Raw genomic sequence first — 18,805 nt, 5'->3', positions numbered from 1 at the left:
CCCCTGAGCCCTCGCCCATCTCACGCCCCGGCGGTGGCCTCTTCCTCCTCGACCTCCTCGTCCGGCTCGGGCACGAAGCCCGGCAGCCACTCCTCCAGCTCGTCGCGCAGCCGCACGGTGGCCCCCAGCTGGCACAGCACACCGATGGTGCTGAGCGTCACACGGTGGATCAGCAGGTAGGCCGGGGGCAGATTGAGCCGCTTGCCCAGCTGGTAGGCGGGGGAGCGGGGATCGGCGATCCTGGCCGCCTGGCTGCGCATCCAGCCCCGGGTGAACGTGAACTCGTCCGCCTGGGCCGGTTCGATGATCGGCAGGAGGTATTCGAGCACCGCGTCGGGGTCCAGCTCGATCGACTCCTTGACGAAGCCCTCCGCGCACAGCATGTCGTAGACCGCGTCGGCCTCACCGTCCAGTGTCATCCGCAAGGAGGAGCCGATCGGCTCCGGCAGACCGCCGGGCAGACGGTCGACGGTGCCGAAGTCCAGAACGCCCAGCCGCCAGTCGTCCTCGCCCTCGGGGCCCCCGGGGAGCAGGCGGAAGTTGCCCGGATGCGGGTCGGCGTGCAGCAGGCCGGTGCGGGCGGGGCCGGAGAACAGGAAGCGGGCCAGGAGCTGCCCGGCGCGGTCGCGCTGCTCCTGGGTGCCGTCCGCGATCACCTCGGCCAGCGGGACACCGTCGATCCACTCGGTGACCAGGACCTGTTCGCACTGGTGGACCACCGCCGGGACCAGGACGTCCGGATCGCCCGCGAACTCCTCCGCGTGCGCCTGCTGCGCCTCGGCCTCCAGACCGTAGTCCAGCTCTTCGGAGACCCGGTCCTTCAGTTCGGCGATGAGGGGCTTGATGTCCATGCCGGGGATCAGCGGTCCCAGCAGACGCGCGAACCTGCTCAACTGCCCCAGGTCGGACAGCAGGGCCTCGCCGGCGCCCGGGTACTGGACCTTGACCGCGACCTCACGGCCGTCGTGCCACACCGCCCGGTGCACCTGTCCGATGGAGGCCGCCGCGGCCGGTTTGTCCTCGAACTCCTCGAACAGCGCACGCCAGTCGGCGCCGAGCCGCTCCTCCAGGACGGCGTGCACGGTGCGCGTGGGCATCGGCGGAGCGGCTTCCTGGAGCTTGGTCAGAGCCGCCCGGTAGGGGCCGGCGACCTCCTCGGGCAGCGCCGACTCGAAGACGGACAGGGCCTGCCCGAACTTCATCGCCCCGCCCTTCAGCTCGCCGAGCACCTTGAACAGCTGATCGGCCGTGCGCTGCTGCAGTTCCCGGCCGACGATCTCCGCGGACTCACCGACGATCCGTTTGCCGAGTCCCCAGGTCGCTCTCCCGGCGAAGCCGAGCGGGAGCGCGGCGAGCTTGGCGGTACGGGTGACCGCCTTGCGGGGAAGATCAGACATGCGCCCTCCAAGTCCCAGCAGGCCGTGCCGCCTCCTCCGCCTGCCGACGGGGCGTGGGCGACGACCGTTGCCCAGCCATTGTCTCGCGCGGACCGGCCACCTTTGAGGTGTCTTCCGCCACGGGTTTGCGCCCCGCCCCGCAGCGGCAGTCCGGATGCGGCCACACCGGACGGCCGTGCCAGTTCAGAGCGGGTGCGGACACCTCCCAGCGGGCGCCGGCGCTGGAGGGCGAGCCCCCGTCGAGGAAGGTCAGCGCGTGGGCTGCCGCCAGCCCGGCGACGGTCGTGGCGAGAGCCAGGTCACAGGGGCGCACCTGAGGCTGTCTGCCGGAACGCCACTGGGCCACCAGACGCGGCCACGTCCCGTCCCGGTCCGTGCGCCCGCGGTGCAGGCACTCGGCGCAGCTCGTCTGTCCCGGCAGGACCAGGGGGCCCACGACACCGGTGGCCTCCACGACCCCGGTGTACAGGTGAGGGGTCCCCGCCGTGATCAGGGGGGCCGCCGCGTCCGGGTCGGGCGCGTGCACGGCGACGTCGTCGCGCGGGGCGAGGACGACCAACGAGTGTCCGGGCTCGTCCGTGCCGGACGGCGCACCCTGGCCGTGGCGCACCGGCCGGTCCGGGGCCGCCCGGCGCACGGCCCGGCGCGCCGCGGCGTCCCTGCGCTCTCCCACGGCCTCGGCGGGCAGTCCGCCCGGGGAGACGTCCCACGGCTCCACGCAGCCGCCGTCCAGCACCTCGACCACACCGACACCGGCGCCGGACAGCAACGCGGCCAGCACCGCCCCCACCCGGCCTGCGCCGCGCACCTGCACCCGCATCTCCCGCCGGGCGGCCAGCCGGTCGACCGCCTCGCCCGGTTCGCGCGCCAGGACGGACAGCGCGGCGAGATCGGGCTCCAGCCGGGCCATGACCTCCTTCTTCGCCCGCAGCGCACCGGCCGCCTCGCCGCCTCCCCGCGCGTCGTCCAGGAGACCGGCCCGGGCCAGCCGCTCCACGAGGCGGTCGACATGCCCCTCCGGAAGGCCCATGCGGTGCCCCTGTTCCCGCAGCAGGGGCAGGCCGCGGGCGCCGTTGAGCAGTTCGAGGAAGCTTCCCGTCGCGGTGTCGACCGGGCCCAGGGTCAGTGCGTGCGCGGGCGCCATCCCGAACTGCACCGTGTTGAGATCACGCCAGCCGCGCCGCAGCGCGGGTTTCACCATCGGATGCATGTGCGGCCCCCCGAAGCCGGATGGAAGAGAGTGCTGGAAGAGACGGCGACGAACGCCGGGCCGGTGGAGCCGGTCATCGCTCCGCCGACGAGTGCCAGCATGCCCGCTCGGGCCCGGCGCTGCCGAAAGTTGTCCACAGGCGGGGAGATTCGTCGTACGAATCAGACCGTCGGTGGGGGATCGGTACGGAACCGTCCCGCACCCGGGACTTCCACCGCGTACACCCGGTAACGTCGGGGCGTGTCCGCCGACCCACTGCACCGTGCCGGAACGCCGCAGCGCGGCAAGACGAGCCCGCCGCCGAGCGGCTCGGCGGCGAGCCCGATCGAGGTCCGCAGGAGCGCCCGCCGCCGCAGGACGGTCTCCGCGTACCGCGAGGGCGATCGCACCGTCGTGCTCATCCCCGCCCGGATGTCCGAGGCGGAGGAACAGCGCTGGGTGAACGTCATGCTCGACAAGCTGGCCGCCCAGGAGAGCCGCCGGTCGCTCGGCGACACGGAACTCGCCGAGCGCGCCGCACGGCTGTCGTCGCAGTACTACGGGGGCAGGGCCCGGCCCGCCTCGGTCCGCTGGGTCACCAACCAGAACACGCGCTGGGGCTCGTGCACGCCTGCCGAAGGCAGCATCCGGCTCTCGCACCGCCTCCAGGGAATGCCCGAGTACGTCGTCGACTACGTACTCCTGCACGAACTGGCCCACCTGCTGGTCCCCGGTCACGGCCCCGACTTCTGGCGGCTCCTGGAGGCCTACCCGCGCACCGAGCGGGCCCGCGGCTATCTGGAAGGCGTGGCCGCGGCGGCGCGGCTGCCGCACCCGCCGGCCGAGCGCGGCGAGTGAGGGACCGTCCGCCCCTGCCGCGGCGTCGCCGCGTCGGCGGCTGAAGGTGCGCCCCCTGGGCCGCGTGCGTGGCCCCCACAGGCCGTACGCCACCGCCGGGCGGGGATTGTGTACCGGGTCTGTACCGGCTTGGTCCGGTGTCGGAGTTTGCCGTTAGCCTGGCGCGACGCACTCGCACTCGGGATGGGGGACGGTCGTTACGCATGCCCAGGGAATTCCAACGCGGCCACAAGGCCAGGATCAGTGACCTGACCGCGGGCACGGATCTGTACGTGGGAGTACAGATCTCCGGACCCGGACTGACCTTCGACATCAGCTGCTTCGGCCTCGACGCGGGGGAACGGCTCTCCGACGACCGGTACTTCGTCTTCTTCAACCAGCCGAAGTCTCCCGAGGAGGCCGTCCAACTGCTGGGCGCGCAGGCCGGTGACACGGAGTCCTTCCGGGTCACGCTCGACCGGATCCCGCCGCAGATCCAGAAGCTTTCGTTCACGGCGACCATCGACGGCGCCGGGCAGATGTCGCAGATCACCTCCGGCTACCTGCGCATCGTCGCGGGCGGCGAGGAGGTGGCCCGCTACGCCTTCAGCGGCGCCGAGTTCTCCACCGAGCGGGCCGTGATGCTGGGCGACATCTACCTCAAGGACGTCTGGCGGTTCGCCGCGGTCGGCCAGGGGTTCGACGGTGGCCTCGATGCGCTCCTGAAGAACTTCGGCGGCGAGGTGCTGGAAGAAGAGGCACCCGCCCCGGCACCGGCCCAGCAGCAGCCGGGCGGTGTCCCGGGCTTCGCCCCGCCCGCCCAGGCGGCCCCCGCCCCACCGGCCTTCGGCGCCCCCTCCGGCCCCCCGGCACCGGCCCCCACCCCTGTGGCACCCGGCCCTGCCCCGGCCCCCGCGCCCCCCGCGCCGCAGCCCACCGCGCAGGGCTACGCACCGCCCCAGGGGCCCACCCCGCCGGCCGGCCCCCCGGCACCCGCACCGCCCCTGCACGCGGCGCCGACGATCATCGCGCCCGTGAACCCGCCCGCGGGCACCGTCCCGCCGCCGCCCCCGGCCCCCGCGCCCTACGCCCCGCCCGGCCAGCAGCCGCCGTACGGCCGGACCGCCCCGCCCCCGGGCTACGGTCAGCCCGCCGCCCCCCAGGCACCCCACGCCCCGACCGCGCCGCCCGGCTACGGCCGGCCGACGCCGCCCGCCGGCTACGGCGGGTCCCCCGCACCTCCCGGCTACGGTCAGCAGCCGCAGTTCGGACAGGTCCCCGGGCAGCCGGCGCCCTACGGCGCGCCGCAGGGCGCCGCGCAGACACCCCAGGGTGCCGGTGTGGCCGCCGCACTCCAGCAGTTCAAGGAGACGCCCACCGGCCGGCGCTGGACCTTGCAGAACGGCAAGCTGATCCGTGCCGACCTCGGCACCGGAGGCCAGCCCGTCCTGGCCAGGCAGGGCAGCATGGTGCTCTACCAGGGCAAGGTCGACTTCAGCTACAAGGGCGCGGGCTTCGCGGGCCGCGTCGTCGGCAACGCCACCGGCCAGGAGATGCAGCTCATGCGCTGCACCGGCCAGGGCCAGGTGTTCTTCGCCGAGAACTCCGCCCATCTGCATCCGGTCGAACTGCAGGGCGACGCGATCTGCGTCTCCGCGGAGAACGTCCTCGCCTTCGACGAGGGCCTGCAGTACGAGGTCCGCCGCGTCGAGGGACACGGCATCCCCGGTGGTGCCCTGTTCACGATGCAGTTCCAGGGCACCGGCACCATCGTCGTCAAGACGCACGGCACGCCCGTCGTCCTGCCGGTGACCCCGACGACGTTCGTCGACTCCAACGCCGTCGTCGCCTGGTCCGCCGCCGCCCAGGTGATCGTCTCCAGCCAGGTGCGCATGCGCCGCAACGCCTACCCGGGCCACACCGGCGAGGGCGTCAACCTGCAGTTCCGGGCCGCACCCGGCAACTTCGTCGTCGTCCAGCCCTACGAGGTCTGAGGGAGCCCGTCATGAACCAGCCGCTCGCGGGCTACGCCCCCGCACCCGTCACCGCCCGCATGGAGAACCACGGCAGCCACATGCTGAAGGTCGCCATGCAGACCGGGAACGACCTCTTCGCGCGCGTGGGGTCGATGGTCGCCTACGAGGGCTTCGTCCAGTACGAACCCAACCCGCCGGCCGTGCGCCAGATCGCCCGGGACTGGATCACCGGCGAGGGCGCCCCCCTGATGAAGTGCACCGGTGACGGCCTGCTCTACCTCGCCGACTACGGCGCCGACGTCGTCGTCGTCAACCTGGGCGGGGACGCCATCTCGGTCAACGCCACCAACCTGCTGGCCTTCGACGCGCACCTCCAGTGGGGCGTCGAGCGGGTCAAGGGGCTGGCGAAGTTCGCCGGACAGGGCCTGTGGAACACCAAGATCTCCGGCCAGGGGTGGGTCGCACTGACCTCCCGCGGCAAGCCGATCGTCGTCGACTGCGGCGGCGGGGAGAACGAGACCTACGTCGACCCGGACGCGCTCGTCGCCTGGTCGCCGAACCTGAAGGTGAAGGGCAAGCGCAGCTTCAAGGCGCAGTCCCTGATCGGGCGGGGCAGCGGCGAGGCCTACCAGATGGCGTTCTCCGGCCAGGGCATCGTCGTCGTGCAGCCCAGCGAGGACAGCACCGACCGCCTGCGGGTCCGGGGCTGAGGGGGAGAAGGACACAGACATGCAGAGCCCGCTTTTCGCCTTCAACGACGTCCAGACCCAAGAGCGCTGGAGCCTGCAGAACAAGCAGATGCTGCGCGTCCTCCTGGAGGGCCACGACGACATCCTCGCCCGCAAGGGCACCATGGTCGCCTACCAGGGCATGGTCGAGTTCGACGCCGAGTACCGGAGCAACGACCAAGGACGCGCCCGCGCCCACACCGGCGAGGGCCTGGACCTGATGCGCTGCCACGGGCAGGGCACCGTCTACCTCGCCAACCTCTCCCAGTACGTGCACGTCATGGACGTCGAGCAGGACGGTCTCACGGTCGACAGCGGCTACGTCCTGGCGATGGACTCCTCCCTGCACCACGAGGTCATCGCCGTCGACAGCATGTACGGCATCTCCGGCTCGGGGAAGTACCAGCTGAACATCACGGGCCGCGGCAAGGTGGCCCTGATGACCTCAGGGGCACCGCTGATGATGGAGGTGACGCCGGACAAGTACGTCAACTGCGACGCCGACGCGATCGTCGCCTGGTCCACCGGGCTGCGCGTGCAGATGCAGGCCCAGACCCACTCCTCGGGCGTGTGGCGGCGCCGCGGCAACACCGGCGAGGGCTGGGAGCTGAGCTTCATGGGCAACGGCTACGCGCTCGTCCAGCCCAGCGAACTGCTGCCGCCGCAGAACGCGGTGATCGGGCAGGACCTCGCCGCGCAGTTCGGCATGGGACAGCAGGGGGCGCGGGGGCAGAACCAGGGCAACGTCTGGAGCTGAGCGCCCGACCCGGAGCCAGAGCCGGGCAGAGCCCGCACAAGTAAGGGGCGACCGCCATGGGCGGTCGCCCCTTACTGCGCCACTGCGTCGCCTCGCCACCGCGTCAGAGCCGGGCGAGGGTGGCCTCCAGCAGCCGTACGACCGACTTGTCCGCCACGTCCGGCACCTCGTCGTAGGCGAACCAGCGCAGGTCCAGGGACTCGTCGCTGATGGCCGCCACGGCCCCCGGCGGGGCGACGGCCGCGTACTGCACGTCCAGGTGCCAGGCACACGGCGTGTGGTGCCGGTCCAGCCGGACCGGACCGCCGGGCAGCAGGGTCAGCCCCGAGACGCCCGACTCCTCGGTCGCCTCACGCAGCGCGGCATCCGCCAGCGTGACGTCCTCTGGCTCGCAGTGACCGCCCATCTGGAGCCACATGCGCAACTTCTTGTGCAGGGTCAGCAGCACCCGGCCGTGCCCGGGGTCGATCACCATGGCGCTCGCGGTGATGTGCCCGTCCGTACAGGCCTTCCACATGCCGTCCGGATGGGTCCGCAGATGATCCAGGTAGAGCGCGGACAGCTCGTCCTGGCCCTCGTACCCCGCCAGGACGAGGGCCGCGTCGTCGTGGAGGGTCACTCGCTGTCGTCGCCCCTGTCGTCCTCGTCCTTCCCGGGTCCGTCCCCGGCGGCCTCGTCCTTCTTGTGCAGGTCCGGCTTCCCGGCGGAGCCGCTCGCGGCCTCGCCGAGCATCTTGTCCAGCTCGGAGAAGTCCATCTGCTCGCGGTGGACGAAGCCGTCCGGGTCATCCAGGTCGGCGGCGGTCGGAAGCATGTCCGGGTGGGCCCAGAGGCCGTCGCGGCCCTCGACCCCCCGCGCGTCCGTGAGCGAGGCCCACAGGCGGGACGCGTCGCGCAGACGGCGCGGGCGCAGCTCCAGGCCGATCAGCGTGGCGAACGTCTGCTCGGCCGGACCGCCCGAGGCCCGGCGGCGACGCAGCGTCTCACGCAGCGCGTCGGCGGACGACAGACGGGGCTTCGCGGCGGCGTGCACCACCGCGTCGACCCAGCCCTCGACGAGCGCCAGAGCGGTCTCCAGGCGTGCCAGCGCGGCCTTCTGCTCCGGGGTGTCCTCCGGCTGGAACATGCCCTGCTGAAGGGCGTCCTGCAGTTGCTCGGGGTTCTGCGGGTCGAACTGGCCGACGACGTCCTCCAGCTTGGCGGTGTCGACCTTGATCCCGCGCGCGTACCCGTCGACCGCACCGAACAGGTGCGAGCGCAGCCACGGCACGTGCGCGAAAAGACGCTGGTGGGCGGCCTCGCGCAGTGCCAGGTACAGCCGCACCTCCTCCTGGGGCACGCCCAGGTCCTTGCCGAACTTCTCCACGTTCACCGGGAGCAGTGCGGCCTTGCCGGCCGGGGCGAGCGGCAGGCCGATGTCGGTCGAGCCGACGACCTCGCCGGCCAGCACGCCCACGGCCTGCCCGATCTGCGTGCCGAACATGGCACCGCCCATGGAGCGCATCATGCCGATCAGCGGGCCGGCCATGGCCTGCATCTCCTCGGGCAGCACGTCGCCCATGGCACTGCCGACACGCTCGGCGACCGGGTCGACCAGCTCCTGCCACGCCGGAAGGGTCGCCTCGACCCACTCCGCGCGCGACCACGCCACCGTGGCGGCGGCGCCGGAGGGCAGGGACGTGGCATCGTCCAGCCACAGGTCGGCCAGGCGGACGGCCTCCTGGACGGCGGTGCGCTCGGCGGCGCCCACGCTCGCGTCCTTCGTGCCGTCCGAGGTGCCCTGGGAGACCGTCTGGCGGGCGATCTGCTTGGCCATGTCCCAGTTCACCGGGCCGCCCTCGTAGGAGAGCATCTGGCCGAGCTGCTGGAACGCGGCGCCCAGGTCGGTGGGGTTCAGCGAGCCGAACATCGCTGCGAGCGGGTTGTCGGCACCGGGCCCGCCAAAGCCTCCGGCCCCGGGCAGCCCGAAACCGAACGGGTTGGCCGGTCCCTGCCCACCACCGCTCTGCTGGTCCTTCTTCTTGCCCTCGTCGCCGTCGTCCGGCTCCTCCGGCGGAAGGCCGAATCCGAATGGGGTGTCACTCACGGGGTTCCTCGGCTGGTAAGGCCACCGGTTCTTTCCGGCGGCGCGGCTGCCCGACATCACCACCCAGCGTAGACACCATGAGCGGTTCGGGCCTCGGTGCTTCGCCGACAGAACGCCTGCGGCAGGATGGATGCCACCTGGTACGTACGCGTCATTCGCGCCCGTATGGAAGACAACCGCTGGAGACGCCCGGTGAGTTCCCCAGATCCACAGGTTCGCGCAGCGCGAAACCATGAAAGCACTCCCGCCGTGCGCGGGCCCGTCGTCGCGGTCACCGGAGCCGCGAGCGGGGTCGGCGCCCTGCTCACCGAGCGGCTGGCCGCGTCCGCCGAGGTCAGGCAGGTCATCGCCATCGACGAGCGGCGCGGGGAGTGCGCGGCGGCCCAGTGGCACGTCCTCGACGTGCGGGACCCGGCGATCGCCGACCGGCTGCGCGGCGCCGACGTCGTCGTGCACCTGGCACTCGACCTCGATCTGGAGACGGACCCCGCGGCCCGCAGCGCCTACAACGTCCGGGGCACCCAGACCGTGCTGACCGCGGCCGCCGCGGCCGGCGTGCACCGGGTCGTGCTGTGCACCTCCGCGATGGTCTACGGGGCGCTGCCGGAGAACGAGCTGCCGCTGTCCGAGGACGCGGAGCTGCGGGCGACCGCGGAGGCGACCGGCGTCGGAGACCTCCTGGAGGTCGAACGCCTGGCGCGGCGCGCTCCGCGGGCGCACCCCGGCCTCAATGTCACCGTCGTCCGCCCCGCCGTCCTGGTCGGCGGCACCGACACCGCGCTGACCAGGTACTTCGAGTCGCCGCGGCTCCTGGTGGTGGCCGGTTCGCGGCCGGCCTGGCAGTTCTGCCACGTCGAGGATCTGTGCAGCGCGCTGGAGTACGCCGTGCTGGAGAAGGCGGAGGGGGAGCTGGCCGTCGGCTGCGACGGCTGGCTGGAACAGGAGGAGGTCGAGGAGCTGAGCGGGATCCGGCGGATGGAACTGCCGTCGGCGGTCGCGCTCGGCGCGGCGGCCCGGCTGCACCGGATCGGACTCACGCCGTCCCCGGCCGGGGACCTCGCCTACACGATGTACCCGTGGGTGGTCAGCGGGAGCCGGCTGCACGACGCGGGGTGGCGGCCGAAGTGGACGAACGAGGAGGTCCTCGCCGAACTCCTGGAGGAGGTCGCCGGGCGGCACACGGTGGCCGGGCGGCGGCTCGGGCGCAAGGACGCGACGGCGGCGGGCGCCGCGGGCGCGACGGTGGCGCTGCTGGGCGCCGCCGCGGTGGTGCGGCGGGCCCGCAAGGCCCGGCGCCGCCTCTGACACCCGCGGCCCGGCGCCGCGTCGGACGCCCGCGGCCCGGCGCCGCGTCTGACGCCCTCGCCACCGTGCCGCTGTGTCATCGGGCCGCTGCGCCGGCGGTTCACTGCGCCACCGGGCCGCTTGAATCACCGGACCACCGGACCACCGGACCACCGGACCACCGGACCACCGGACCACCGGACCACGGGACGGCCGGGCCGCCGGGCCGCCGAGCGGCCGGACCGAGGGGCGGGACCGCCGAGCGGCAGGGCGTCGGTCGTAGGAGGCTCCAAACGCGCACGCGCGCGTGCAGGGCGATCACGCTATTCCGCGTCCTCGCGCGCGTGCGGCACGATGGAGGCATGGCACCCACCACCGATCACCCCGGCGAGTACGCGGCCGACAACCCCATCAAGCTCATCGGCATCAGGGAGACCGCGCTCTCCCTGGACGAGGTCTTCCGCGCGGTCGGGGACGACGCGGCCGGAGGGACGGCGCTGTTCGTGGGGACCGTGCGCAACCACGACGGGGGCGCCGACGTCGACGAGCTGGGGTACTCCTGTCACCCCAGCGCCGAGGCCGAGATGCGGCGGATCGCCGAGAAGGTCGCCGCCGAGTACCCGGTGCGGGCGCTCGCCGCCGTCCACCGGGTGGGGGACCTGAAGGTCGGGGACCTCGCGGTCGTCGTGGGCGTGTCGTGCCCGCACCGCGGCGAGGCCTTCGAGGCCTGCCGGAAGCTGATCGACGACCTCAAGCACGAGGTGCCGATCTGGAAGCACCAGAAGTTCTCCGACGGTACGGAGGAATGGGTGGGGGCGTGCTGAGCCGCGCCGCGGCCCCGGTTGCGTAACCGCCCCCCTGGCCCGAGCGTTGTCAGTGCTGATGGTTAATCTGCTGATCAGTCACTCGCGGTCGCTCGATTGGGGTAGGGAGGTCGGCATGGCAGCGCTCGCCTGGTTGCTGATTCCGCTCGTGGCGGGGATAGCCGCCGGTCTGTGGGGGAGCTGGACGAACCGCACCCGCAGGGTCCGCGGCGACGGCCCCGAGCTGGACGGGTACAACCGCTTCCGCGAGGCCATGGAAAGGACCACCTCCGGCACCTGAACCACCCGCACGGAGCAGGGACGGAACAGGGACGGCGTACGGCGGCCCTGACGGTGCGCCGACAGGCCCGTCCCGTACTGTCGAGTCATGCCACGCCGCACCGCGACGATGCTCGCCTCCACCCTGATGCTGATCGCGCTCCTGTGCGCGGGAGTCTTCCTCCCGGTGCCGTACGCGGAGATGTCCCCGGGACCGACGGTCAACACCCTCAGTGACCACGACGGCGAGCCGGTGCTGCAGATCAGCGGGCGCAAGACGTACCCGACGGACGGCAATCTGAACATGACCACCGTCCGGGTCACCAGCCCCGACTACCGGATGAACCTGGTGGAGGCCGTCTACGGCTGGCTCGCCCACGACGACAAGATCGTCCCGCACGACACGCTCTACCCGAACGGCAAGACGGAGCAGCAGTCCAGCCAGGAGAACGCCGAGGAGTTCAGCCAGTCCCAGGAGAGCGCGAAGGTCGCCGCCCTGAAGGAGCTGGGCGTCCCGGTGCGGAGCTGGGTGATCGTCTCCACCGTCGTCAAGGGCACCCCGGCTCAGGGCAGACTGCACGCGGGGGACGTCATCAAGGCCGTGGACGGCACCGCGGTCAAGGAGCCCGCCGACGTCGCCAAGCTGGTCACCCGCCACAAGCCGGGCCAGGACGTCGTCTTCACGATCGTGCCCGCCAAGGACCAGGCCGCGGCCGAGAAGGCCCACAGGACGGCGACGGCCACCAAGGACGTCACCATCACGACGGCGCAGTCCGACGACGGCGGCGCCAAGCGGGCCGTGGTCGGGATCTCCGCGGGGACCGACCACACCTTCCCGTTCACAATCGACATCAAGCTCGCGGACGTCGGCGGGCCCAGCGCGGGTCTGATGTTCGCCCTCGGAATCTACGACAAGCTCACGCCGGGCAGTCTGACCGGCGGGAAGTTCGTGGCCGGGACCGGGACCATCGACGACGACGGCAAGGTCGGGCCGATCGGCGGCGTCGAGCTGAAGACCATCGGGGCACGTGACAAGGGCGCCCGGTACTTCCTGACGCCCGCCGACAACTGCGCCGCCGCCGCCCAGGACCCGCCCTCCGGACTGACCCTCGTCAAGGTCGGCACCATCGGCGACGCCCTCGGTGCCCTCAAGGACATCCGCTCCGGCAAGACCGCCGACCTGCCGACCTGCACGGCCAAGGGCTGAACAGCAAAGGCTGAACCGCCAAGGGCCGAACAGCCACGGACTGAACCGCCAAGGGCCGCACAGCCACGGACTGAACCGCCAAGGGCCGAACAGCCACGGACCGAACCGTGCACGTGCCCGGCCGCCGGGCCCCGGCGGCCGAAGCGCCCCGGGGCCCGCTCACAGCGCGCGCGGCGCGCACCGCGCCGCGCTCACCGAGAGCGGCGGCCGGTCGTTCAGTCCTCGAATGTCGCCGAAAGGGCCTCCGCGAGCCCCGGCACCAGCTCGGAACCGGTGAGGACCTCCGTGGCGGAGTCCTTCTCCCGCAGGCGCAGCGCCGACTCCCGGCCGCCGTCGCGCAGCACCGCGACCGTCATGCGGACCTCCTGGCGCTCCGGGTGACCGGCCACCCACTGGGTCAGCTTCGCCTCGTCCAGCCCCTGCGGGACCTGCGCCTCGGCGGACGGGGGCAGCATCAGGCGCTCCACGGTGAGCGCGCAGCCGGCCACCGCGTCGGGCCAGGCGATCGTGGCGAGGAACTCGTCGAGCGGGCGGTCGGCGGGGACCTCGTCCTGCTCGATCGGGGTGAGACCGGAGGTCTCCTGCTCGTCCTGGAGACCGAGCTGGGCGGCGAGGGCGGGTTCCTGGGTCCGCAGCCGTGCGGTGTCGACGAGGGCGAAGAGGCGAGCGGGTTGGTCCCAGCCGAGGCCGGAGGCGTACTCGTCGATCTCGAGTACGGCCCGGGTGAGCGGGTTCGCTGCCATGGGAGTGTTGGACATGGTCACAATCCTGCCTCGTTCCCGGCCGGAATCGGGAACCGAATAAACGGTGAGTAAGTTGCATAGGTGTGCGCCCGCGACCGGCGGGCGCGCCGTACGGTCCGCGGACACGGGGGCCTGACGCAACCACAGCGAACCACCAGCGAACTTCGAGGTGCGCACCTTGGCTTTCCAGATGCCGGACCGCGGCGGAGGCCCGTCCGGGCCGCGGATCAGAGTCGGCCGCCCGTCCCGGCGAGCCCGGACCCTGCTGATGACCCTGGGCGTCCTTGCCGCTCTCGGCATCGCGTTCACGATGTTCGCGGGCTTCTGGACGGACTGGCTGTGGTACCGCTCGGTGCACTACTCGTCCGTGTTCACCACCACACTGTGGACCAAGATCGGGCTGTTCTTCGTCTTCGGCCTGCTGATGGCGGCTGCCGTCGGGTTCAACGTCTGGCTCGCGCACCGGCTGCGGCCCCCGCTCAGCGCCATGTCGATGGAGCAGCAGAACCTCGACCGCTACCGGATGGGCATCGCGCCCTACAAGAAGTGGCTGCTGTGCGGGATCACCGCCGTGGTGGGCCTGATCGCGGGGGCCTCCGCCGCGGGCCAGTGGCGGACCTGGCTGCTGTGGGTCAACGGCGTGCCGTTCCACAAGACGGACCCGCAGTTCCACCTCGACGTCTCCTTCTACGCCTTCGACCTGCCCTGGTACCGCTTCCTGCTGGGCTTCGGCTTCGCCGCGACGATCCTGTCGCTGATCGCCGCGGTGCTGACCCACTACCTGTACGGCGGCCTGCGGGTCACCAGCCCCGGCGCGCGGGCCACGGCCGCGGCCACCGGGCACCTGTCGGTCCTGCTCGGCGTCTTCGTCGCGCTGAAGGCCGTCGCGTACTGGCTCGACCGGTACGGGCTCGCGGTCAAGTCCAGCGACTTCAAGGCCACCGACAACTGGACCGGCCTCAGGTACGTCGACGCCAACGCCTATCTGCCGGCCAAGACGATCCTGTTCTGCATCGCGGTCATCTGCGCGCTGCTGTTCTTCGCCACGCTGTGGCGGCGCACCTGGCAGCTGCCCGTGATCGGCTTCGGCCTGATGGTGCTCTCGGCGATCCTCATCGGCGGTCTGTACCCGGCGATCGTGCAGAAGTTCCAGGTCCAGCCCAACGAGCAGGCCAAGGAAGCGCCGTACGTCACGAAGAACATAGAGGCGACGCGCGAGGCGTACGGCATCGACCACACCGACGTGTCCGACTACGACGGCACGAGCAGCACCAAGGACAAGTCGACGCTGCGCGACCAGGTGGGCAAGACGGCGAGCGTGCGCATCCTCGACCCGAACATCGTCTCGCCCACGTTCCAGCAGATCCAGCAGATCCGCGGCTTCTACACGTTCCCGAACAACCTGGACGTCGACCGGTACCCCACCAAGGACGGCAAGGTACAGGACACGGTCGTCGGCCTGCGCGAGCTGAACTTCGACGGCATCAAGAAGAACTGGATCAACAGCCACTTCCGCTACACCCACGGCTACGGGGTGGTCGCCGCCAAGGGCACGGAGGCCGGCAACGGCGAGCCGGTCTTCACCGAGAAGAACCTGCCGTCCACCGGCGACCTCGGCACGTACGAGCAGCGCGTCTACTACGGCGAGAAGACCACCACCTACTCGATCGTCGGCGGTCCCCAGAAGGAGATCGACTACTCGAACAACGACGGCGAGAAGACCACCAGTTACCAGGGCGAGAGCGGCGTCAGCCTGTCCAGCCCGATCAACCGGGCCGCGTACGCGCTGGCGTTCGGCGAGCCGCAGATCCTGTACTCCGGCGCGATCGGCGACGGCTCGCGGATCCTGTACAACCGCACGCCCAAGGAGCGGGTCGAGGCGGTGGCGCCCTGGCTGACCATCGACGGCGACGCCTACCCGGCAGTGGTGCAGGGCCGCATCCAGTGGATCGTGGACGCGTACACGACGACCAACGGGTACCCCTACGCCTCCCGTACGACGCTCGGCGACACCACGGCCGACTCGCTGACGTACAACAACAACCAGCGCGCGGTGGTGGCCCAGCAGAACCAGGTCAACTACATCCGCAACTCGGTGAAGGCGACCGTCGACGCCTACACCGGCGAGGTCAAGCTGTACCAGTGGGACACCCAGGACCCCGTCCTCAAGACGTGGATGAAGGCGTTCCCGCACACGGTGCAGCCGAAGTCGGCGATCTCCTCCCAGCTGATGGAGCACCTGCGGTACCCGCAGGACCTCTTCAAGGTCCAGCGCGAACTGCTCACCCGCTACCACGTGCAGGACGCGCAGACGTTCCTCAGCAGCAGCGAGGTGTGGCAGGTGCCCGAGGACCCGACGAACAAGTCGGGCAACGCGGTGCCGCCGTACTACCTGACCATGAAGATGCCCGACCAGGACTCCCAGGCGTTCTCCCTCACGACGACGTTCACGCCCAACGGCCGGGACAACCTCAGCGCGTTCATGGCGGTCGACTCCCAGGCCGGCACCCCCGACTACGGCAAGATCAGGATCCTGAAGCCGAGAAGCACGACGGTCGGCGGACCCAAACAGGTGCAGAGCCAGTTCAACTCCAACTCCCAGCAGAACATCGCCGAGTTCGTGAAGCTCATCAGGGGCGGCGACTCGGAGATCGAGTACGGCAACCTGCTCACCATCCCGCTCGACGGCGGTTTCCTCTACGTCGAACCTGTCTACGTGCGCGGCGGACAGCTCAAGTACCCGCTGATGCGCAAGGTGCTGGTGACCTACGGCGGGGCCACCGCGTTCGAGGACAGTCTCGGCGAGGCCCTCGACAAGGTCTTCGGAGCCTCCGGTTCCGCGAACCCGCCGCCGGACACGGGAACCGGCACCGGCAATCCGCCGGCGTCGAGCAGTCCGACGGTCCAGCAGGCACTGAAGGACGCCCAGAAGGCGTTCGACGAGGGCCAGGCGGCGCTGAACGAGAAGCCGACCGACTGGCAGGCCTACGGCAAGGCGCAGAAGGACCTCCAGGACGCGCTCAAGAAGGCCGAGGACGCGCAGGCCGAGGCGCGGAAGCAGAGCGCCGGCAAGAACGGTGACGCCAAACACAGTGACGCCAAGAACGGCGATGCGAAGAATGGCGTCGCCAAGAACGGCAATGACAAGGATGGGAACGGAAGCTGACCGTTTCTGACCGAGTCGGAGGCCCGGATCCCGGTGCGGATCCGGGCCTCCGTGGTGTGCGAACGCATGTGCCGAGCTGGGGGACCGCCGTGCCGCCGTGGGGAGTTGGGCGATCTGTGTTTGACTTGTCTCTCTGTGGGCATGTCGACAAAACGCTGAAGTGACCTCACTGGCTGCGGTATACCAGGTGTACCCAGGTTGCGGGTGGTGCGACGATGGACGTTATGGGGGACAAGGTAACTCTGTTCGAGACAGGGCGTTTTGTGCAGACTTCCGACCCCGGGCAGGCCGAGCAGCCCGGGGGGACGGACCGGAGCATCACGGACGAGACCGGCGCGGACGAGACCGGCGCGGTCGCCGACGAGGTCGCCGAGCTGGCACGCCGCCGGCTCGCCGCCGAGGCCGGTGACGTCGAGGCGATGAGTGTCCTCGGCGCGATGCTGCTGCGCCGCGGCGACCTCGACGGAGCCGAACCCCACCTGCGCGCCGCCACCGCCGCCGGCGACCGCGCGGCGGCCAACAACCTGGGTGTCCTCCTCCAGCAGCGCGGGTACGCCGACGAGGCGGCCGGCTGGTGGCGTATCGCCGCCGTCGCCGGCTCCGCCCCGGCCGCGCACGCGCTCGGGCGCCACCACCGCGAGCGCGGCGACGAGCCCGCCGCCGAGTACTGGCTGCGCCAGTCCGCCGAGCAGGGCCACGTCCTGGGCGCCTACGCCCTCGCCGACCTGCTCGAACACCGTGCCGACCCGGGCACCGAGCGCTGGATGCGCGTAGCCGCCGAGCGCGGGCACCGGGAGGCGGCGTACCGCCTGGCCCGCGCCCTGGACCGGCGGTCCGGACACGACGGGGCGGAGGGCGGCGGCGCGGGCGGCAGTGGCACGGGCCCGCCGGGCGAGGCCGAGCAGTGGTACCGGCAGGCCGCCGCGCGCGGCCACCGGCGCGCGGCGCTGCACCTCGGGGCGATCCTGGAGAAGCGGGGCGAGCTGAAGGAGGCCGGTCGCTGGTACCTGACCTCCGCCAAGGACGGCGAGGCGCGGGCGGCCTGCGCGCTCGGCTTCCTGCTGCGCGACGCCGGAGACACCGAGAGCGCGGCCGTGTGGTGGCTGCGGGCCGCGCAGGACGGCGACGGCAACGCGGCGAACGCGCTGGGCGCGCTGCACGCCGAGCGCGGCGAGACGCAGACCGCCGAGCGCTGGTACCGCGCGGCGATGGACGCCGGTGACGTGAACGGCGCGTACAACCTCGCGCTGCTCTGCGCCGAGCAGGGCCGCACCCCGCAGGCCGAGCAGTGGTACCGGCACGCGGCCTACGCCGGGCACCGGGAGGCCGCGAACGCCCTGGCGGTCCTGCTGCTCCAGGGCGGCGACACGACCGGTGCGGAGCCGTGGTTCTCCAAGGCGGCCGAGTCCGGCAGCGTCGACGCCGCCTTCAACCTGGGCATCCTCTACGCCGGGCGCGGTCTTCAGGCGGAGGCGCTGCGCTGGTACGAGCGGGCGGCGGCGGCCGGGCACACGGAGGCTGCCCTCCAGGTAGGGATGGCCCGGCTGCGCGCCGGTGACGAGCGGGCGGCCGAGCGGCACCTCAGGTGCGCGGCCGGTGGCGGGAGCGCGGAGGCCGCGTACCGGCTGGCGGCCGTGCTCGACGCGCGCCGGCCACCGCCGCCGGCGCACGAACTCGGGGAGTCGGTGATCCACGAGAAGACCGAGTGCGAGGAGTGGTACGAGCGGGCGGCCTCCCAGGGCCACCGCCGGGCACAGGTGCGGGTGGGGATGCTGGCCGCCGCCCGCGGCGACGTGGTCGAGGCGGCGCGGTGGTACCGGCAGGCCGCGGAGGCCGGGTCCCGCAACGGCGCGTTCAACCTCGGCCTGCTGCTCGCCCGTGAGGGCAGCGAACCGGAGGCGGCCGTGTGGTGGACGCGGGCCGCGGACGCCGGGCACGGACGGGCGGCGCTGCGGCTGGCGCTCGTCTACGCGCGGCGGGGCGAGCTGGCCGAGGGGCAGCGGTGGGCCGACCGGGCCGTGGCGCTGGGGCCGCGCGAGGTGGCCCAGCGGGCGGCGCGGCTGAGGGACGCGCTGCGCGAGGAGCTGTCGGCGTGACGTCCCGCGGGCTGCTGTGACGCTGCCGACCCGACAGTGTCGCTGCTGCCGGCGGGGCCCGCGGGGGGCTGCCGACGGCTGGTGACGGGGCTTCGGAGAAGCGATTTGCTTCTTCTCCCGTGCGTCACGTAGTGTTCTATTCATCGACGCGGGGTGGAGCAGCTCGGTAGCTCGCTGGGCTCATAACCCAGAGGTCGCAGGTTCAAATCCTGTCCCCGCTACTGAAGGCCGAGGGCCGGAATCCGATCAGGATTCCGG

The 18,805-nt window shown here is 71.9% G+C and carries 15 protein-coding genes and 1 tRNA gene; 11 read left to right on the top strand and 5 right to left on the bottom strand.

Annotation, left to right across the window (positions count from 1 at the left end; translation table 11 throughout):
* Positions 1–20 precede the first annotated feature (20 nt).
* The gene (locus ACFC02_RS14675) at positions 21–1,397 is read right to left on the bottom strand and encodes an ABC1 kinase family protein (protein ID WP_376356463.1); all 1,377 of its coding nucleotides are present in this window, start codon (positions 1,395–1,397) and stop codon (positions 21–23) included.
* Positions 1,390–2,607 (bottom strand): TOMM precursor leader peptide-binding protein, encoded by a 1,218-nt coding sequence (locus tag ACFC02_RS14670; protein WP_376356461.1) that lies wholly within the window; start codon positions 2,605–2,607, stop codon positions 1,390–1,392. The genes ACFC02_RS14675 and ACFC02_RS14670 overlap by 8 nt, the downstream gene beginning before the upstream one ends.
* A 240-nt stretch (positions 2,608–2,847) precedes the next feature.
* Between ACFC02_RS14670 and ACFC02_RS14665 the strand changes: the two genes are divergently transcribed.
* The 4 genes from ACFC02_RS14665 (at position 2,848) to ACFC02_RS14650 (ending at position 6,884) form a co-directional block, all read left to right on the top strand.
* Positions 2,848–3,444, top strand: a complete 597-nt coding sequence (locus ACFC02_RS14665) for a M48 family metallopeptidase (RefSeq protein WP_376356459.1) — start codon at positions 2,848–2,850, stop codon at positions 3,442–3,444.
* A 203-nt stretch (positions 3,445–3,647) separates the two neighbouring features.
* Positions 3,648–5,417 (top strand): TerD family protein, encoded by a 1,770-nt coding sequence (locus tag ACFC02_RS14660; RefSeq protein ID WP_376356457.1) that lies wholly within the window; start codon positions 3,648–3,650, stop codon positions 5,415–5,417.
* Positions 5,418–5,428: 11 nt separating this feature from the next.
* Positions 5,429–6,109, top strand: coding sequence for an AIM24 family protein (locus tag ACFC02_RS14655; protein ID WP_376356455.1), 681 nt, complete (start codon positions 5,429–5,431; stop codon positions 6,107–6,109).
* A gap of 19 nt (positions 6,110–6,128) precedes the next feature.
* Positions 6,129–6,884: an AIM24 family protein gene (locus ACFC02_RS14650; protein WP_376356453.1), complete on the top strand. Its 756-nt coding sequence runs from the start codon at positions 6,129–6,131 to the stop codon at positions 6,882–6,884.
* Positions 6,885–6,987: 103 nt separating this feature from the next.
* Here the strand turns inward: ACFC02_RS14650 and ACFC02_RS14645 are convergent, their stop codons facing one another.
* Both ACFC02_RS14645 and ACFC02_RS14640 read right to left on the bottom strand, forming a co-directional pair.
* Positions 6,988–7,503, bottom strand: a complete 516-nt coding sequence (locus tag ACFC02_RS14645; protein ID WP_376356451.1) for an NUDIX hydrolase — start codon at positions 7,501–7,503, stop codon at positions 6,988–6,990.
* Positions 7,500–8,969, bottom strand: coding sequence for a zinc-dependent metalloprotease (locus ACFC02_RS14640; RefSeq protein WP_376356449.1), 1,470 nt, complete (start codon positions 8,967–8,969; stop codon positions 7,500–7,502). Before ACFC02_RS14640 ends, ACFC02_RS14645 begins: the two co-directional genes overlap by 4 nt.
* Before the next feature lie 192 nt (positions 8,970–9,161).
* Between ACFC02_RS14640 and ACFC02_RS14635 the strand changes: the two genes are divergently transcribed.
* The 4 genes from ACFC02_RS14635 (at position 9,162) to ACFC02_RS14620 (ending at position 12,542) form a co-directional block, all read left to right on the top strand.
* Positions 9,162–10,274: an SDR family oxidoreductase gene (locus ACFC02_RS14635; RefSeq protein WP_376356447.1), complete on the top strand. Its 1,113-nt coding sequence runs from the start codon at positions 9,162–9,164 to the stop codon at positions 10,272–10,274.
* A 341-nt stretch (positions 10,275–10,615) separates the two neighbouring features.
* Positions 10,616–11,077, top strand: a complete 462-nt coding sequence (locus tag ACFC02_RS14630; RefSeq protein WP_376356445.1) for a molybdenum cofactor biosynthesis protein MoaE — start codon at positions 10,616–10,618, stop codon at positions 11,075–11,077.
* A 115-nt stretch (positions 11,078–11,192) separates the two neighbouring features.
* On the top strand, positions 11,193–11,357 hold the full coding sequence (locus tag ACFC02_RS14625; RefSeq protein ID WP_376356443.1) for a hypothetical protein: 165 nt from the start codon (positions 11,193–11,195) through the stop codon (positions 11,355–11,357).
* Between the two features lie 87 nt (positions 11,358–11,444).
* On the top strand, positions 11,445–12,542 hold the full coding sequence (locus ACFC02_RS14620; protein WP_376356441.1) for a PDZ domain-containing protein: 1,098 nt from the start codon (positions 11,445–11,447) through the stop codon (positions 12,540–12,542).
* Positions 12,543–12,757: 215 nt separating this feature from the next.
* Here the strand turns inward: ACFC02_RS14620 and ACFC02_RS14615 are convergent, their stop codons facing one another.
* A complete protein-coding gene (locus ACFC02_RS14615) occupies positions 12,758–13,300 on the bottom strand; it encodes a PPA1309 family protein (RefSeq protein WP_376356439.1) in 543 nt (180 codons plus the stop codon).
* 175 nt (positions 13,301–13,475) lie between these two features.
* On the opposite strand from ACFC02_RS14615, the gene ACFC02_RS14610 reads away from it, so the two are divergent.
* The 3 genes from ACFC02_RS14610 (at position 13,476) to ACFC02_RS14600 (ending at position 18,768) form a co-directional block, all read left to right on the top strand.
* Entirely contained in the window at positions 13,476–16,451 is a 2,976-nt protein-coding gene (locus ACFC02_RS14610; protein WP_376356530.1) for a UPF0182 family protein, read from the top strand.
* 215 nt (positions 16,452–16,666) lie between these two features.
* On the top strand, positions 16,667–18,547 hold the full coding sequence (locus ACFC02_RS14605; RefSeq protein WP_376356437.1) for a sel1 repeat family protein: 1,881 nt from the start codon (positions 16,667–16,669) through the stop codon (positions 18,545–18,547).
* A gap of 147 nt (positions 18,548–18,694) precedes the next feature.
* Positions 18,695–18,768: transfer RNA gene (locus ACFC02_RS14600), tRNA-Met, on the top strand.
* Positions 18,769–18,805: the final 37 nt, after the last annotated feature.

Origin of the sequence: Streptomyces sp. NPDC056160, from assembly GCF_042268205.1 — a bacterium.
Lineage (GTDB): Bacteria > Actinomycetota > Actinomycetes > Streptomycetales > Streptomycetaceae > Streptomyces.
This window is presented reverse-complemented; position numbering and strand designations above follow the sequence as displayed.

What these genes read in the sequence shown, in the direction of transcription:
- ACFC02_RS14630 (WP_376356445.1), top strand. Translation starts at nt 10,616, where the DNA reads ATGGCACCCACCACCGATCACCCCGGCGAGTACGCGGCCGACAACCCC.
- ACFC02_RS14675 (WP_376356463.1), bottom strand. Translation starts at nt 1,397, where the DNA reads ATGTCTGATCTTCCCCGCAAGGCGGTCACCCGTACCGCCAAGCTCGCC.
- ACFC02_RS14605 (WP_376356437.1), top strand. Translation starts at nt 16,667, where the DNA reads ATGGACGTTATGGGGGACAAGGTAACTCTGTTCGAGACAGGGCGTTTT.
- ACFC02_RS14670 (WP_376356461.1), bottom strand. Translation starts at nt 2,607, where the DNA reads ATGCATCCGATGGTGAAACCCGCGCTGCGGCGCGGCTGGCGTGATCTC.
- ACFC02_RS14615 (WP_376356439.1), bottom strand. Translation starts at nt 13,300, where the DNA reads ATGTCCAACACTCCCATGGCAGCGAACCCGCTCACCCGGGCCGTACTC.
- ACFC02_RS14655 (WP_376356455.1), top strand. Translation starts at nt 5,429, where the DNA reads ATGAACCAGCCGCTCGCGGGCTACGCCCCCGCACCCGTCACCGCCCGC.
- ACFC02_RS14625 (WP_376356443.1), top strand. Translation starts at nt 11,193, where the DNA reads ATGGCAGCGCTCGCCTGGTTGCTGATTCCGCTCGTGGCGGGGATAGCC.
- ACFC02_RS14610 (WP_376356530.1), top strand. Translation starts at nt 13,476, where the DNA reads ATGCCGGACCGCGGCGGAGGCCCGTCCGGGCCGCGGATCAGAGTCGGC.
- ACFC02_RS14660 (WP_376356457.1), top strand. Translation starts at nt 3,648, where the DNA reads ATGCCCAGGGAATTCCAACGCGGCCACAAGGCCAGGATCAGTGACCTG.
- ACFC02_RS14650 (WP_376356453.1), top strand. Translation starts at nt 6,129, where the DNA reads ATGCAGAGCCCGCTTTTCGCCTTCAACGACGTCCAGACCCAAGAGCGC.
- ACFC02_RS14620 (WP_376356441.1), top strand. Translation starts at nt 11,445, where the DNA reads ATGCCACGCCGCACCGCGACGATGCTCGCCTCCACCCTGATGCTGATC.